Annotated in this window: 12 protein-coding genes and 1 tRNA gene; 8 read left to right on the forward strand and 5 right to left on the reverse strand. The window is 52.8% G+C overall.

What is annotated here, in order from left to right; translation table 11 throughout:
- Positions 1 to 12: 12 nt before the first annotated feature.
- Together OGX95_RS02705 and lrp are read right to left on the reverse strand one after the other, a co-directional pair.
- On the reverse strand, positions 13 to 3813 hold the full coding sequence (locus OGX95_RS02705; RefSeq protein WP_286628227.1) for a DNA translocase FtsK 4TM domain-containing protein: 3801 nt from the start codon (positions 3811 to 3813) through the stop codon (positions 13 to 15).
- Positions 3814 to 3947: 134 nt separating this feature from the next.
- The gene (gene lrp, locus OGX95_RS02710) at positions 3948 to 4442 is read right to left on the reverse strand and encodes a leucine-responsive transcriptional regulator Lrp (RefSeq protein ID WP_002439523.1); all 495 of its coding nucleotides are present in this window, start codon (positions 4440 to 4442) and stop codon (positions 3948 to 3950) included.
- Between the two features lie 617 nt (positions 4443 to 5059).
- Here lrp and trxB point away from each other — a divergent pair.
- The 5 genes from trxB (at position 5060) to infA (ending at position 10885) form a co-directional block, all read left to right on the forward strand.
- A complete protein-coding gene (trxB, locus tag OGX95_RS02715; RefSeq protein WP_286628228.1) occupies positions 5060 to 6028 on the forward strand; it encodes a thioredoxin-disulfide reductase in 969 nt (322 codons plus the stop codon).
- Between the two features lie 114 nt (positions 6029 to 6142).
- Positions 6143 to 7909, forward strand: coding sequence for a heme ABC transporter permease/ATP-binding protein CydD (gene cydD / locus OGX95_RS02720; protein WP_286628229.1), 1767 nt, complete (start codon positions 6143 to 6145; stop codon positions 7907 to 7909).
- On the forward strand, positions 7910 to 9631 hold the full coding sequence (gene cydC, locus OGX95_RS02725) for a heme ABC transporter ATP-binding protein/permease CydC (RefSeq protein WP_286628230.1): 1722 nt from the start codon (positions 7910 to 7912) through the stop codon (positions 9629 to 9631). It begins immediately after the preceding gene.
- Between the two features lie 44 nt (positions 9632 to 9675).
- Positions 9676 to 10380, forward strand: coding sequence for a leucyl/phenylalanyl-tRNA--protein transferase (gene aat, locus OGX95_RS02730; protein WP_286628231.1), 705 nt, complete (start codon positions 9676 to 9678; stop codon positions 10378 to 10380).
- A 286-nt stretch (positions 10381 to 10666) separates the two neighbouring features.
- Positions 10667 to 10885, forward strand: coding sequence for a translation initiation factor IF-1 (gene infA, locus OGX95_RS02745; protein WP_002211347.1), 219 nt, complete (start codon positions 10667 to 10669; stop codon positions 10883 to 10885).
- Positions 10886 to 10963: 78 nt separating this feature from the next.
- Here infA and OGX95_RS02750 read toward each other — a convergent pair whose 3' ends face one another.
- Positions 10964 to 11875: a LysR family transcriptional regulator gene (locus OGX95_RS02750; RefSeq protein ID WP_286628232.1), complete on the reverse strand. Its 912-nt coding sequence runs from the start codon at positions 11873 to 11875 to the stop codon at positions 10964 to 10966.
- Between the two features lie 108 nt (positions 11876 to 11983).
- Here OGX95_RS02750 and OGX95_RS02755 point away from each other — a divergent pair, with 108 nt between their 5' ends.
- From OGX95_RS02755 to OGX95_RS02765, 3 genes are all read left to right on the forward strand, one after another.
- Positions 11984 to 12844, forward strand: coding sequence for a pirin family protein (locus OGX95_RS02755; protein ID WP_286628233.1), 861 nt, complete (start codon positions 11984 to 11986; stop codon positions 12842 to 12844).
- A 16-nt stretch (positions 12845 to 12860) separates the two neighbouring features.
- Positions 12861 to 13538 (forward strand): isochorismatase family protein, encoded by a 678-nt coding sequence (locus OGX95_RS02760; protein ID WP_286628234.1) that lies wholly within the window; start codon positions 12861 to 12863, stop codon positions 13536 to 13538.
- 149 nt (positions 13539 to 13687) lie between these two features.
- Positions 13688 to 13775: transfer RNA gene (locus tag OGX95_RS02765), tRNA-Ser, on the forward strand.
- Positions 13776 to 14118: 343 nt separating this feature from the next.
- On the opposite strand, the gene rlmC is transcribed toward OGX95_RS02765, so the two are convergent.
- Complete coding sequence (rlmC, locus tag OGX95_RS02770) at positions 14119 to 15246, reverse strand: 23S rRNA (uracil(747)-C(5))-methyltransferase RlmC (protein WP_286628235.1); 1128 nt, start codon at positions 15244 to 15246, stop codon at positions 14119 to 14121.
- A gap of 41 nt (positions 15247 to 15287) precedes the next feature.
- Positions 15288 to 15776: a YbjO family protein gene (locus OGX95_RS02775; RefSeq protein ID WP_137345635.1), complete on the reverse strand. Its 489-nt coding sequence runs from the start codon at positions 15774 to 15776 to the stop codon at positions 15288 to 15290.
- Positions 15777 to 15781: the final 5 nt, after the last annotated feature.

Genomic DNA, 15781 nt, shown 5'->3' on the forward strand with positions numbered 1-15781 from the left:
TTAACTTTGCAATCAATCAAAGGGCGGTGGAGCCAGCACTTCACGATTGCCATTATGTCCCTGCTCGCTGACAATTCCCTGCGCTTCCATCTGTTCGATGATGCGCGCCGCACGGTTATAACCAATGCGGAACTGGCGCTGGACACCGGAGATAGAAGCTTTGCGTTTCTGGGTAACAAAATTTACCGCCTGATCGAACAACGGATCCAGCTCTTCCCCACCGTCAAAACCACCGCCTCCGCCTTCACTTTCGGTGTCCGAGGTGATGCCTTCCACGTACTGCGGACGGCCACGCGCTTTCCAGTCCTGGACGACCGCGTGAACCTCCTCATCGCGCACAAAGGCACCATGTACACGCACCGGGATCGTTGAGTTTGGTGCAGAATAGAGCATATCGCCCATGCCCAACAGGGATTCAGCCCCCCCCTGATCAAGAATGGTACGAGAGTCAATCTTACTCGAGACAGTAAACGCTATACGCGTTGGGATATTTGCTTTGATAAGCCCAGTGATAACGTCAACCGACGGACGCTGGGTTGCCAGCACCAGGTGGATACCTGCCGCACGCGCTTTTTGCGCCAGACGGGCAATCAGTTCTTCCACTTTTTTACCGACAGTCATCATCAGATCAGCAAATTCATCGACCAGAACCACAATATACGGCTCTTTTTTCAGCACCGGATGAGTGACATCCATGCTATCGCCAGGTTTCCAGTACGGATCCGGGATTGGACGTCCCATACGATCTGCTTCCGCAATCTTCTCGTTGTAGCCCGCAAGGTTACGCACGCCCAGCGCTGACATCAGCTTATAGCGGCGTTCCATTTCATTAACGCTCCAGCGCAAGGCATTGGCTGCGTCTTTCATATCCGTAACAACTTCAGTCAACAGATGCGGGATACCTTCATAAACCGACAGCTCGAGCATTTTCGGGTCGATCATGATAAAGCGAACGTCTTCCGGCTGCGCTTTGTAGAGCATGCTGAGGATCATGGCGTTGACCCCAACAGACTTACCGGAACCCGTGGTACCTGCCACCAACAGATGCGGCATCTTCGCCAAATCAGCAGTAACCGGTTCGCCCGCAATGTCCTTGCCGAGAACGACAGTAAGCGGTGACGGATTATCACGGAATTTCGCGTTATCCAGTACTTCGCGCAAATAAACGGTCTGACGTTTTTTGTTCGGTAATTCCAGCCCTACATACGGTTTACCCGGGATAACCTCCACCACACGAACTGCCGCGGTCGACAATGAACGCGCCAGGTCACGGGAGAGGTTAGAAATACGCGCAGCTTTAACACCCGGTGCCAGATTTAGCTCAAAACGGGTAATGACCGGTCCGGGCGAGTAGTTCACCACATCGGCTTTAATACGGAAATCGGCCAGACGCGCTTCCACCAAACGCGCCATTTGCTCCAGCGCGAATGTATCTATTGGCTCAACTTCCGCCGGTGGTGGGGTAAGCAGATCCAGCGATGGCAGCAGTGTCGTCGGACGCTGTACAGGGCGGCTGTCGCCATTACGCATCAATAACGGATGGATCAGGCTTTCCTGCGGCGGTGGTGCGACAGGCTGTTGATACTGTGGAGCAGGTTCCGGCATCACGCCTGGGGTAAACAACGGCTCATGCGGACCATCATCCACTAACGCTTTCATTGGTGAGAATTCAAAATCATCAAGCGAGAATGGATTCGCCCCGGCAGGCTGCGCGCCGGAATAACGTTGCTGTTGGGAAGAAGCAAACTGACGGGCCAGTTCAGCTTCTGCTGCTGAATCTTCGTCATCAGCAGCTGTGTCATCCTGATACTCTTCGCCATAGCGATGCTGCTGCGACTGGGCAAATTGACGCGCCAGTTCATCCTGCTGCATTGCATCAATTTCATCGTCACTGTATTGCGCATCCGTATCAAGCTGCTCTTCGCGAGCCTTCTCTTCAGCCATACGTTGTGACGGCAACTTAATGCCATATGAAGCCAACTCTCGGCGTGTCGGGACACGCACACGATTAGGACGTGGCAGTTGCGGGCCTATTCCCTCTTTCACCTGCGGACGCGGCGCACCACTCCCTGCAAGACTAAATACCGGTGCGGCAACTGCTGCACCGGCACCCAATGCAGCGTTTTTCACCCCAGCAGCCAGCGGCGCTGCGGCAGCCACAGACTCAACGGGAGGTATGGATGCTGTTGGCATAGACGGTGCAACGGGTTTCACCCGTTCTGGCTCTTGCACAGGTTCTGGAATCGGTTGATACCAGGCGGCTAGCTGCTCACGCTCACGCGCGCGCTTTTCTTCCACTTCTTCAAAATAGTAGAGCGGTGGACGCGCTGGCTTCACCTCTTCAACGACAGGTTCAGGCTCGGCAACCGGCGGCTGTTCGACAACAGGCTGCTGATGAACCACGGGTTGTTGCTGCACGATGTCTTGCTGATAGACCGGCTGCGGTTCAAGCGGCGCACTCTGCTGGTAAACCGGTTCTGGTTGCCAGGCGTGTTCCACCACCGGCTCAGGTGCTTGCCACGGCATTGCCGGTTGCGGCATCACCGGCTGTTCATAGCCAGCGTCGGCAACTGGCGGTACAGAATATGGCATTGGCGGTTCAACCGGTGCAGGTTGCTGCCAGGGTTCATAAGGCTGAACCGGTGGCTGTGCGTACTGAACGGGCTGTGGGTAACCTTCCGGTGCGGGCGCGATAACCGCTTCACCGGTTTGCGGAGCCGGTGCGGATTGCCATGCCACAGCAGGCACGGGTTGTTCTAAAACGGTTCCCGGTACTGACGCAGGTTGCAACAGCGGATCGACTGGCGCACTCCAGGCCTGCGTTGCCGCAGTGGCAGTGGCGGCCGCCGCAGTGACCGGCTCAGTCACTGAATGGCCGTTTAATAGCGGGTCGAATTCATCGTATTCAGGCAGTGTGGCTCGGTTGCCAGAGAACAAGACATCGTTAGGGTCGGCTACAACGCCACGCGCGCTGTACTCAATTTCTTCCTCATCATCCATGCGTTTGCCGGAGAACAACGCTGCATCAGTATGGCGACCGAGTGGATTGGTGAACTTCTCTGCCAGCCGTTTACGGCGCGCTAACGCTCCGCGCAGAATACGTGCCCGTCGAGACTCATGTGGGGTGCCATCAACGGCGTCGACAGACTCTTCATCATCTTCATATTCTTCGTCATCAACCCAGGTATCATCGCGACGAGTACGATTGCTGGCAAATGTCAGGATATTCAGTAACCAGCCACCCAGTTTCTCGGCAATGCTCACCCATGACCAGCCAGTAAACAGCGTTAAACCCGCGGCCCAGATACATAACAGCGCAAGCGTACCACCACTGCTGTGCAACAAGGGTTGCAGCGTGGTACTGAGCAGACTGCCAATAACGCCGCCAGAGGCAAAATACCAGATGTCATCGGCATTGATTGCGGCAAGCCCGCAAGATGTGAGGATCAGCGCCAGAACGCCAATAATACGCAGCGATACGGCGAAGTAATCGACGTATTCGTCGCTGGCCTGATGTCGCCAGGCAAACCAGCAGCCGCCGACAATTATCACGGGGATGGTGTAAGCCATGACACCAAAAATAAAGAACAGCGTATCCGCCAGCCATGCTCCAGGTATTCCACCCAGATTATGGATAGGCTCGTGCCATGCGGTTTGCGACCAACTGGGGTCCGAAGGGTTAAAGCTGAGTAAGGCAGCCATCAACCAGACGGCAAAAAGGGCAATAAGGATCAGCAACGCTTCCAGAAGTCGGCGCCCGCTGCTTAACTTCGTCAATGTGACGTCTTTGTCTTCAGTGTATTCCTGGCTCAAAAACGGCTCTCCAGGTTTCAGGCTTTTCCTGCCCGATGCTAAAACGGACAACAGCACCGGGTTACCCCGGCACTGCTGCTGTATGGATTAACAGGAGTGTAATCAAACTGCGTCGATTTTGCACCTGTTCCGTGTTAGCGCGTCTTAATTACCAGACGATTGCTCTGTTTGACTTCTTCCATTACCACGTAAGTACGTGTGTCATTCACGCCAGGCAGACGCAGCAGGGTTTCCCCCAACAGCTTACGGTATGCCGACATATCCGGTACGCGCGTTTTCAGCAGATAGTCGAAATCACCGGAAACCAAATGACACTCTTGAATTTCTTCAAGTTTTTGTACTGCAGAGTTAAATTGCTCAAACACATCCGGGGCGCCACGATTCAGAGTAATCTCAACAAAAACCAGAAGTGATGCATCCAGATAATGCGGGTTCAACAGTGCTGTATAGCCCTGAATAAAACCCTGTCTTTCCAACCGACGCACACGCTCAAGGCAGGGCGTTGGTGAAAGTCCCACTCGTTTTGAAAGCTCGACGTTAGAAATACGCCCATCCTTTTGCAGCTCATTAAGAATGTTACGATCGATACGGTCGAGATCTTTGCCAGGGCGCTTCTTACTATCTACCATTATTATTGTCTCTCTGTATTCCTTCCCTACTCCTGCCTGACTCTACTAACATCACTGTTCAGAGTCGCTACCCATCACAATAAACCGCAACCCAGAGGGATTTACGGTGCGCAATGCCTGGGTTTATGGTGAGAAGACCGTTGCCTGTCGGCGGCTATCGACATCACGAATGGCATCTGTCCACACCATGCGTAGATTTCACTAACCCGGTAAACATGGTATCTACATGCATGATTATGCAGCATATACATGACACAGTTTTTTTCTTCCTTGAATGTTTTCGCAAAACAGCAGGTGATTGTCAAAGCAAAACATCGATTTTTAGTACAACATGCCAGTTATTCATTGGGAGTGATGGAAAATCGTCATTTTATCACCTTATAACTGACCGATTTTAAGTAGAAATCATTATATCCCGTCATAGTTCACGTTGTCTGTGCGTTGGCTTCACGCGTCCACCCAATTCGAAAGGGTTAGGGAAGCGTATTACCATCAATTTTGCCCATCATCGGTTTCCGCTATTACACATATTGTTAACAAAATCGCCATACTCTTTTTTTACGTCTGCAAATTCCCTACAATCCTGCCCATTGCCTACCAACAACTATGGGGATCTCATGGGCACAACCAAACACAGTAAACTTCTTATTCTGGGTTCAGGCCCTGCGGGCTATACCGCCGCCGTCTACGCTGCGCGCGCAAACCTGCAGCCGGTGCTGATTACCGGTATGGAAAAAGGCGGTCAGCTGACCACGACAACAGAAGTAGAGAACTGGCCTGGCGATCCAAACGATCTCACTGGCCCGCTGCTGATGGAGCGCATGCACGAGCACGCAACGAAATTTGAAACTGAGATCATCTTCGATCACATCAGCAAGGTTGATCTGCAAAACCGCCCTTTCCGTCTCACCGGAGACAGCGGCGAATACACCTGTGACGCACTGATCATCGCCACTGGCGCTTCAGCACGCTATCTGGGCTTACCTTCAGAAGAAGCCTTTAAAGGCCGCGGCGTCTCCGCCTGTGCAACCTGCGATGGTTTCTTCTATCGTAACCAAAAAGTGGCGGTGATCGGCGGCGGCAACACCGCTGTGGAAGAAGCGTTGTACCTGGCGAATATCGCCGCCGAAGTTCACTTGATTCACCGCCGCGACAGTTTCCGTGCCGAGAAAATCCTCATCAAACGTTTGATGGATAAAGTTGAAAACGGCAACATCGTCCTGCACACACATCGCACACTGGAAGAAGTGACTGGCGATCAAATGGGTGTAACCGGATTGCGCCTGCGCGATACGCAAAACACTGACAACGTTGAATCTCTCGACGTCGCCGGATTGTTTGTCGCCATCGGCCACAGCCCAAACACGGCTATTTTCGATGGTCAACTTGAACTGGAAAACGGCTATATCAAAGTTCAGTCCGGTATTCACGGCAATGCGACACAAACCAGCATTCCAGGTGTGTTCGCTGCCGGTGACGTGATGGACCATATTTATCGTCAGGCGATTACCTCAGCTGGCACTGGTTGTATGGCTGCCCTGGATGCTGAACGTTATCTCGACGGTCTGGCTGACGCCTGCAAATAATTTTTACAAATCAGTAACAAAAGTAAAAAAGGCGACTATAAGTCGCCTTTATTTTTGCCCCGTTGTAACATTGTCCTGCCCAAAAATTCCAATAACTCACCTGCTAAGCGTGCAATGAATAAAACCCGTCAAAAAGAGCTTACCCGCTGGTTAAAACAGCAAAGTGTCATTTCTCAACGCTGGCTGAACATTTCACGCCTGTTGGGGTTCGTGAGTGGCCTGTTAATTGTCGCTCAGGCCTGGCTCATGGCTCGGATTCTGCAGCACATGATCATGGAAAATATTCCCCGTGAAGCACTGCTGTTCCCTTTTATCGTGCTGGTCTTGATTTTTATCCTGCGGGCGTGGGTTGTCTGGTTACGTGAGCGAATAGGGTTTCACGCGGGCCAACATATTCGTTTTGAGATTCGTCGCCAGGTTCTGGACCGTCTGCAACAGGCGGGGCCAGCATGGATACAGGGGAAGCCTGCCGGAAGCTGGGCCACGCTGATTCTGGAACAGATTGACGATATGCATGACTACTATGCGCGTTATTTGCCGCAAATGGCGCTTGCTGTATGCGTCCCGTTATTGATTGTGGCTGCCATTTTTCCGTCAAACTGGGTTGCAGCCCTTATCCTGCTGGGAACCGCACCACTGATCCCTCTGTTTATGGCGATGGTCGGTATGGGCGCTGCCGATGCCAACCGGCGTAACTTTCAGGCACTTGCCCGACTCAGCGGTCACTTCCTCGATCGCTTGCGCGGCATGGAGACACTGAGAATTTTTGGCCGCGGCGAAGCGGAGACGGAAAGCATCCGGGCTGCATCGCAGGATTTCCGTCAGCGCACGATGGAGGTGCTTCGCCTGGCATTTCTGTCTTCAGGCGTGCTGGAGTTTTTCACTTCGCTCTCCATTGCCCTGGTCGCCGTGTACTTCGGTTTTTCTTATCTCGGCGAGCTTGATTTCGGCCACTACGGAACCGGCGTCACGCTGGCGGCAGGTTTCCTGGCGCTGATTCTGGCACCGGAATTTTTCCAGCCGCTGCGCGATCTGGGGACGTTTTACCATGCCAAGGCGCAAGCGGTAGGCGCTGCCGATAGTCTGAAAACGTTCATGGAAACCCCACTCGCGCATCCTGAGCGTGGTGATATTGAGCTGGCGACTAAAGACGCGGTTTCAATTGAAGCCGAAGCTCTGATCATCACCTCACCTGAAGGCAAAATTCTGGCTGGTCCGCTTAACTTCTCCCTACCAGCAGGCCAGCGCGCAGTGCTGGTTGGGCGTAGTGGTTCCGGTAAGAGCTCGTTGCTGAATGTCCTGTCCGGTTTTCTCTCGTATCAGGGCTCATTGCGTATTAATGGCTTTGAACTTCGTGACTTGTCGCCTGACGCCTGGCGTAAACAGCTTTCATGGGTTGGGCAAAACCCGCAGCTTCCGGCTGCTACATTGCGTGAAAATGTGCTGCTGGCATGCCCCGATGCCAGCGAAGAACAGCTACAGGCCGCGCTCGATAGCGCCTGGGTCAGTGAGTTTTTACCGCAGCTTCCTCAGGGTGTGGATACCCCTGTGGGCGACCAGGCTGGTCGACTTTCTGTCGGGCAAGCGCAGCGTGTTGCCGTTGCCCGTGCCTTACTCAACCCGTGCCAGTTACTGCTGCTCGACGAACCCGCAGCCAGTCTTGATGCTCACAGCGAACAACGTGTGATGCAGGCATTGAATGCGGCATCGCGCCGCCAGAGCACACTGATGGTTACGCACCAGCTGGAAGATCTTGCCGACTGGGACGCTATCTGGGTCATGCAAGACGGTAAGATTGTCGAACAAGGTACCTATGCTCAACTTAGCGCAGCCAACGGGACTTTTGCGACATTACTGGCTCACCGTCAGGAGGACATCTAAATGCGCGCTTTGCTACCCTATCTGACACTGTATAAACGTCATAAATGGATGTTAACACTGGGGATTGTTCTGGCGATTGTTACATTATTGGCAAGCATTGGTTTACTGACGCTTTCAGGCTGGTTCCTGTCTGCTTCCGCCGTTGTCGGTGTCACCGGGATCTACAGTTTTAACTATATGCTCCCGGCGGCTGGCGTTCGCGGGGCGGCAATTACCCGAACCGCAGGTCGTTATTTCGAACGACTGGTCAGTCACGACGCGACGTTTCGTGTATTGCAACATTTGCGTATTTACACCTTCAGCAAATTGCTGCCACTCTCCCCTGCCGGGCTCGCCCGATACGGTCAGGGCGAACTGCTCAACCGCGTTGTGGCGGATGTCGACACGCTCGATCATCTCTATTTACGCGTGCTCTCCCCGCTGGTTGGTGCGTTTGTCGTTATTGTGGTGGTCACGCTAGGATTAAGCGTTCTCGATCTCACGCTCGCCATCACCCTTGGTGGCATTATGCTGCTTACTCTGTTTATCTTGCCCCCGTTGTTTTACCAGGCAGGTAAAAGCACCGGGCAGAACCTGACTCATCTGCGCGGGCAATATCGTCAGCAGTTAACCTCCTGGTTACAGGGTCAGGCTGAGCTGACCATTTTTGGTGCCAGCGTTCGCTATCGCACGCAAATGGAAACCACCGAATTACAGTGGCACGAGGCTCAGCGTCGTCAGTCCGAATTAACGGCCTTGTCTCAGGCTGTCATGCTGCTGATTGGCGCTCTGGCTGTGGTGATGATGTTATGGATGGCTTCAGGTGGCGTAGGCGGAAACGCACAACCTGGCGCACTGATAGCGTTGTTTGTGTTCTGCGCGCTGGCCGCTTTCGAAGCGCTGGCCCCTGTTACCGGCGCATTTCAACATCTCGGCCAGGTGATTGCTTCAGCACTACGTATTACCGAACTGACAGAACAGAAACCGGAAGTCACCTTCCCGGATACGGAATCTACCGTTTCGGAACAGATTACTCTGACATTGCGTGAGGTGTCTTTCAGCTATCCCGGGCAAACACAAAAAGCTCTCGACACCCTTTCTTTGCTCGCAAAACCCGGTGAACACATTGCGATTCTGGGTCGGACAGGCTGTGGGAAATCAACGTTACTGCAATTATTGACCCGTGCATGGGATCCACAAAGCGGCGAAATCCTGATTAATAATCATCCGATTTCAACGCTGAACGAAGCCGCTTTGCGCCAATGCATCAGCGTCGTACCACAGCGAGTGCATCTGTTCAGTGCGACATTGCGCGATAACCTGCTTCTGGCTGCGCCGCACGCCAGCGATGAAGCGCTATCCGGGATGCTGTGCCGTGTCGGTCTGGAAAAACTGCTTGAAGGTGATGGGCTCAATGCCTGGCTGGGTGAAGGCGGTCGTCAGCTTTCAGGCGGAGAGCTACGCCGTCTGGCTATCGCGCGCGCCTTGCTGCACGATGCGCCGCTGATGCTTCTGGATGAACCTACTGAGAGTCTGGATGCGACAACGGAAAGCCAAATGCTTGAATTGATTAACGATGTGATGCGCCATAAAACCGTACTCATGGTCACACATCGCCTGCGCGGGCTGTCGCGATTTAATCAAATAATAGTGATGGACAACGGACACATAATTGAGCAAGGTAATCACGCAGATCTGTTAGCCAGGCAGGGGCGTTATTACCAGTTTAAGCAACGTCTGTAAGCTATTATTGAACGATCCAACTCGCGTAGTGGAGTTTCGCTGTCATGCGCCTGGTGCAACTGTCCCGCCATTCTATCGCCTTCCCCTCACCGGAAGGCGCTTTACGCGAGCCTAACGGTTTGTTAGCACTGGGGGGCGATCTCAGCCCTGCCCGCCTGCTAATGGCCTACCAACGCGGTATTTTCCCGTGGTTTTCCCCAGGCGACCCTATCCTCTGGTGGTCGCCCGACCCACGCGCCATTCTTTGGCCTGATAAATTTCACTTAAGTCGCAGTATGAAGCGCTTTCATAAACACTCACCGTATCACGTGACACTTAATTACGCATTTGGTCAGGTCATTGAAGGATGTGCAAACGACCGGGAAGAAGGTACCTGGATAACGCATGATGTAGTGGATGCCTATCATCGGTTGCATGAACTTGGACACGCGCACTCGATTGAAGTATGGCGACAAAACGAATTAGTCGGCGGGATGTACGGCGTTGCGCAAGGTACCCTTTTCTGCGGTGAATCGATGTTCAGTCGCCAGGAAAATGCGTCCAAAACCGCACTGCTTGTTTTTTGCGCTGAATTTATCCGTCAGGGCGGAAAATTAATCGATTGCCAGGTGTTAAATACCCACACCGCGTCACTGGGAGCCATTGAGACTCCTCGCAGGGACTACCTTGAACATTTAAGCAGGCTACGCCAGCAGCGCCTACCGAGCCACTTCTGGGTGCCCAGGACGTTATTTTCGCCTCAGGAGTGAATGTTTTCGGCACATTTTTTGTCGGGGTGTTATAATTGGTGCCGCAGAGTCGGTTTAGCCCATTACCCCGCCGCCGTTAAGGAACAGTTCGCGTCAGGCAACGCCTATCGTTTATCTCATCGTTCCCTTACACGTTGCGCTTTTAGTGCGCCTTTGTTGTGTGTGGTTAGAGTAATGCGCCAAACCCGATTTGCTGCGTTTTAAACGCACAAATCTTTACTTATTAAAAGAACTTCGGCATTATCTTGCCGGTTCAAATTACGGTAGTGATACCCCAGAGGATTAGATGGCCAAAGAAGACAATATTGAAATGCAGGGTACCGTTCTCGATACGTTACCTAATACCATGTTCCGCGTAGAGTTAGAAAACGGTCACGTGGTTACTGCACACATCTCCGGTAAAATGCGTAAAAACTATATCCGCATCCTGACGGGCGACAAAGTGACTGTTGAACTAACCCCGTACGACCTGAGCAAAGGCCGCATTGTCTTCCGTAGTCGCTGATTGTTTTAACGCCTGAATGGCGTCCAGATAATAAAAGGTCGGTTTAACCGGCCTTTTTTGTGGACTGATATTACGTATTTAATCCTCGATCATTCGTGCATATTCTTCCGTGAGGAAATCCACCAATGCACGAACCGACGGTAATAACCCCCTGCGCGATGGAAAGACCGCGTGAATGATCTCTCGCTTTGGTTCCCAGCCATCCAGTAATGCCACCAATTCGCCCGCTGCTATTTGCTCTTTTACCATCAATTGCGGGAGCTGAACGACCCCTACACCTGCCACTGCCGCTTCGCGTAAAGCCAGCATATCGGTGGTGATCATACGCGGTGTGTAATGTACCTCTGCTCGCGCACCCTGTGGGCCAAATAATTCCCAGCGATGCACATGCTTACCCGTAGCCAGGCTCAGACCAGGCCATCGGGTCAGCTCCGCTGGCGCATGTAAAGTGCCCATCTGCTCGATCAATAGCGGGCTGGCATATAGGCGATGCCCCCGGTCAGCAAGTACACGCATTACCAGATCGCTATCCTCAAAAGGACGGGGTCTGACGCGAATCGCGACATCAAGCCCTTCACCTACCACGTCAACCCGACGATTTGTAGCCTCAAGCTGTACGGATACATCGGGATAACGTGCCATAAAACGGGCGAGCATGGAGCCGACATGCACGTGCAGTAAAGTGACCGGACAGGTCAGTTTCACAATACCTCGCGGCTCAACCTGTAACGCCGCAATGGCATCCTGCGCTGCCTGCGCTTCCACCAGCATAGCCTTACAGTGTTCGTAGAACGTTTGCCCAACTTCAGTAACATTAAACTGCCGGGTAGTTCGCTGAATCAACCGAACCCCCAGCCTCTCCTCCAGTTGTGCAATTCGGCGGCTCAGTTTTGATTTCGGTTCATCGAGCGCCCGACCGGCCGCAGCGAATCCTCCTTCTTCAACTACGTGAACAAACCACGCGAAATCATTGAGATCCGGCTTAGTCATCTTATTGTCCTATTTATGAGACTGTGAAGGCTATTTTAGCTACTACTCAGCCCTCTGTCATGAATATAAGCTTATTCACATCAAGATAACGCCACTGAGGAGACACATATGAAACAAGTAACAGGCGTCTACACCGCACCTCGCCCACACTGGGTTGGCGATGGATTCCCGGTTCGTTCGATGTTCTCTTACCAGTCTCATGCTGAACAATTAAGTCCGTTCCTGCTGCTGGATTACGCCGGGCCACATACCTTCACCCCAGGTAATGAAAAACGTGGTGTGGGTGAGCACCCTCACCGTGGTTTCGAAACGGTGACCATCGTTTACAGCGGTGAAGTTGAACATCGTGACTCAACCGGCCGTGGTGGGATTATCGGCCCAGGCGACGTGCAGTGGATGACTGCAGGTGCAGGCATTTTACATGAAGAATTCCATTCTCCGGAATTTACCCGGAAGGGTGGCGAGCTGGAAATGGTGCAACTTTGGGTCAACCTACCAGCGAAAGACAAAATGACCGTACCAGGGTATCAGGGCATTAGTAGTGATGCTATCCCTACTGTCGTGCTGCCAGATGACGCCGGTACTCTCCGTGTCATTGCGGGCAGCTATCAGGAGACAAAAGGTCCGGCGCATACCTTCTCGCCGCTGAATGTCTGGGATATGCGTCTGCAGCGTAATCATCAGTTCACGCTGTCTCAGCCGGAAGGATGGAGCACCGCGCTGGTCGTACTGAAAGGCAACATCACCATAAACGGCACCACACCCGTCAGCGAGGCACAACTGGTGGTATTAAGCCAGCAGGGTAAAACATTGCATATTGAAGCCAGTAGCGATGCCAGCGTATTGCTGTTGGCAGGCGAACCGTTGAATGAGCCGATTGTTGGTTACGGTCCGTTTGTGATGAACACGAAACAAGAAATCGCAGAAGCCGTACGCGATTTTAACTCCGGCCGCTTTGGCCAAATCTGAGTCAAAGGAGAATACTATGTCCAGTCCTGCAAACTTTAATGGTTCACGCCCGGTCATCGATGTAAATGATTCCGTTATGCTACTTATCGATCACCAGAGCGGACTTTTCCAGACCGTAGGCGATATGCCAATGCCAGAACTGCGTGCGCGTGCTGCCGCGCTGGCTAAAATGGCCTCCCTGGCGAAGATGCCGGTGATTACCACCGCATCAGTACCGCAGGGACCTAATGGCCCGTTGATCCCTGAGATCCACGCCAATGCGCCTCATGCTCAATACGTGGCGCGTAAAGGTGAAATCAACGCCTGGGATAACGAAGATTTTGTTAAAGCAGTGAAAGCGACCGGTCGTAAAACGCTGATTATTGCTGGTACCATCACCAGTGTATGCATGGCATTCCCGGCCATTAGCGCGGTAGCTGAAGGTTACAAAGTGTTCGCAGTTATCGATGCTTCCGGCACCTACAGTAAAATGACGCAGGAAATTACCCTGGCACGTGTCGTTCAGGCAGGCGTAGTACCGATGGATACCGCCGCGGTTGCTTCCGAATTGCAGGGAACATGGAACCGTGAAGATGCCGCAGAGTGGGCAGAAGTGTACACGAAAGTCTTCCCGGCATATCAGTTGCTGATTGAGAGCTACAGCAAAGCTCAGGAAGTCGTCACCAACGGTGAAAAACTGGACTCTCAGCGCTAATCCTCTCCCCCACGCCTGTCCGGGTGGGGGAATATGTACATTGCGTAACCAAACGAATATGAACATGTAAATTCTGCTTGACCGTTTTAGCGCAACTCCCTATAGTAGCGCCCCGTTGCCCCCCATGAGGTCAGGCAGCAATACAATATGGTGAGGTGTCCGAGTGGCTGAAGGAGCACGCCTGGAAAGTGTGTATACGGCAACGTATCGGGGGTTCGAATCCCCCCCTCACCGCCATATTCAAGAGAGAGCTCGTACGTAAGTACGGGCTTTTTTTTCGCATCTCGTACGTAAGTACGGGCTTTTTTTTCGCATGTTGCGCCCTGCCGGGGGGATGAGAAGCCCCGACCGGGGTTCGACAACTGGCGCAGCCAGTTGGACAGACTGAGAGCGCAGCGAACAGGCTGCCCACTGGGCGAGCAACGCGAGTCAATCCCCCCCTCACCGCCATATTCAAGAGAGAGCTCGTACGCAAGTACGGGCTTTTTTTTCGCATGTTGCATTTGCCGGATGTGGCGCAAGCACCTTTTTCTGCATCTCGTCGTAGGCCTGATAAGCAAAACGCCATCAGGCATGCCATTTATCGTCGACTAAGCAGCGTCAACACTTCGTAGTGTGCAGTGTGCGGAAACATATCGAAAAGCTGGACGCGTTCAATGTGATACTCTGGCAACTCGCGAATATCCTTCGCCATGGTTTGCGCATTACAGCTGGAATAAACAATAAAACGTGGCGCCATTTGGGAAAGAAAATCGCACAGCGGTTTGCCAATACCCCGACGCGGTGGGTTTACCAGCACCAGGTCCGGCACTTTGCCCTGAGCAGTAGCAAACTGGGTTGAATCCAGCGCCTGAAAATGCAGATTCTGCAACCCAAGCTCCTGTGCCGACTGTTTCGCGCAGGCGATCGCCTCTGGCGCGATTTCAATTCCTGTCAGTTTCATCTGCGGCGTGGCGCAGTGCAGACCAAATCCACCCACACCGCAAAACAGATCCCACATGTGATTAACAGGCAGTTGACGCACCCAGTCGCGGGCGGTGGCATATAAGCGTCCTGCCACGACCGGGTTAGTCTGGAAAAAGCTTTGTGGACGGATCCACAGCGGTACATCGTTAAAACGTTCGGCCAGTGCCTGCTGTTCGGTCAGGAAGATTTCTGTCTCCCCTTCCATGATGGCCATATGCACAGGCTGGATATTGACGCTAATGACTTTTAACTGCGGTAACTGTGCCTGCAGCCACGGTAGCGCTGTGCGCAGCTGTGCCAATTTCGCGTCAGAACGTAAAACAAAACGCAGCATCATGCCACCGTCAAACTGGCTTTCCGTTAACAGCAGATATTTAAGCTCACCCCGTTTACGTGCCACGTTGTAAGGCGTAAGCCCCGCGCGGGCAATAAACGGCTTTAGCACGGTAAATATTGGTGCAAAAGAAGCGGGATACAGCGGACAATCGCACAAATCTTCAGGTGTACCGTCGCGATGCAGCATGCCCAGCAACGGTTTTTCCACGCTACCGCTGACCACCATTTTGGCTTTATTTCGAAACGCGTTTTCCGCACCACCGATCGGCGCACGCCATTCCCCGACCGAAAAATCGGCCAGCAGATGCTGGAGATCGGCTGTTTTTGCAGAGAGTTGTTCGGCGATGGGCTGCGTTATCCACTGACAAGAGCGGCAGCGTTCGGCGTCATAAAGTGCGCACTGCATACAAAAACCTACAAATTAACCGGGGGCCAAGATTATACACATTATTGCAAACGGAAGAACCGCCTGCTGGACGCAGGAACAAACAGCAGTAGCAACACCAGCATATCCGGCAATTTTTGCATCACCAGCGTATGCAGGATTTCACGTCTGGACTCCCCCGCAATACTGAACAGTTCCGGATATCCGTAGCCCAGCGAAGCCGCCCACAGATAGACGCTGGCGATAATCTGGGTCAGCAGGTAGATCCAGCGAGCCCAGTTCCGTCCTTTGACCAGCGAAAATGCGCAGAAAATTTCGATAAACAGCAGCACCAGACTGCCCAGAAATACCAGCGTCAAATTCCAGGTCTGCACACTGCGATGAATAAACTCACTGGTTCCACGAAACCCAAGCGTATTAAAAATCATCAACAGATCGAGACAGCGGATCATAATGATAGCCAGCGCCGCCACCTGCACCAAAGCAGGGACGTTTAAGCGAGCATGTGATGTGGATGATTTCTTAAAAAATCCCAACGCGTCGTCTTCCATGAAAA

Source organism: Citrobacter sp. Cu233 (assembly GCF_030332225.1).
GTDB lineage: Bacteria > Pseudomonadota > Gammaproteobacteria > Enterobacterales > Enterobacteriaceae > Citrobacter.

Excerpts from the sequence above, each read along its gene's own strand:
- OGX95_RS02755 (WP_286628233.1), top strand. The coding sequence starts at position 11,984 with ATGAAACAAGTAACAGGCGTCTACACCGCACCTCGCCCACACTGGGTT.
- trxB (WP_286628228.1), top strand. The coding sequence starts at position 5,060 with ATGGGCACAACCAAACACAGTAAACTTCTTATTCTGGGTTCAGGCCCT.
- lrp (WP_002439523.1), bottom strand. The coding sequence starts at position 4,442 with ATGGTAGATAGTAAGAAGCGCCCTGGCAAAGATCTCGACCGTATCGAT.
- OGX95_RS02775 (WP_137345635.1), bottom strand. The coding sequence starts at position 15,776 with ATGGAAGACGACGCGTTGGGATTTTTTAAGAAATCATCCACATCACAT.
- cydC (WP_286628230.1), top strand. The coding sequence starts at position 7,910 with ATGCGCGCTTTGCTACCCTATCTGACACTGTATAAACGTCATAAATGG.
- rlmC (WP_286628235.1), bottom strand. The coding sequence starts at position 15,246 with ATGCAGTGCGCACTTTATGACGCCGAACGCTGCCGCTCTTGTCAGTGG.
- OGX95_RS02760 (WP_286628234.1), top strand. The coding sequence starts at position 12,861 with ATGTCCAGTCCTGCAAACTTTAATGGTTCACGCCCGGTCATCGATGTA.
- cydD (WP_286628229.1), top strand. The coding sequence starts at position 6,143 with ATGAATAAAACCCGTCAAAAAGAGCTTACCCGCTGGTTAAAACAGCAA.
- OGX95_RS02750 (WP_286628232.1), bottom strand. The coding sequence starts at position 11,875 with ATGACTAAGCCGGATCTCAATGATTTCGCGTGGTTTGTTCACGTAGTT.
- infA (WP_002211347.1), top strand. The coding sequence starts at position 10,667 with ATGGCCAAAGAAGACAATATTGAAATGCAGGGTACCGTTCTCGATACG.
- aat (WP_286628231.1), top strand. The coding sequence starts at position 9,676 with ATGCGCCTGGTGCAACTGTCCCGCCATTCTATCGCCTTCCCCTCACCG.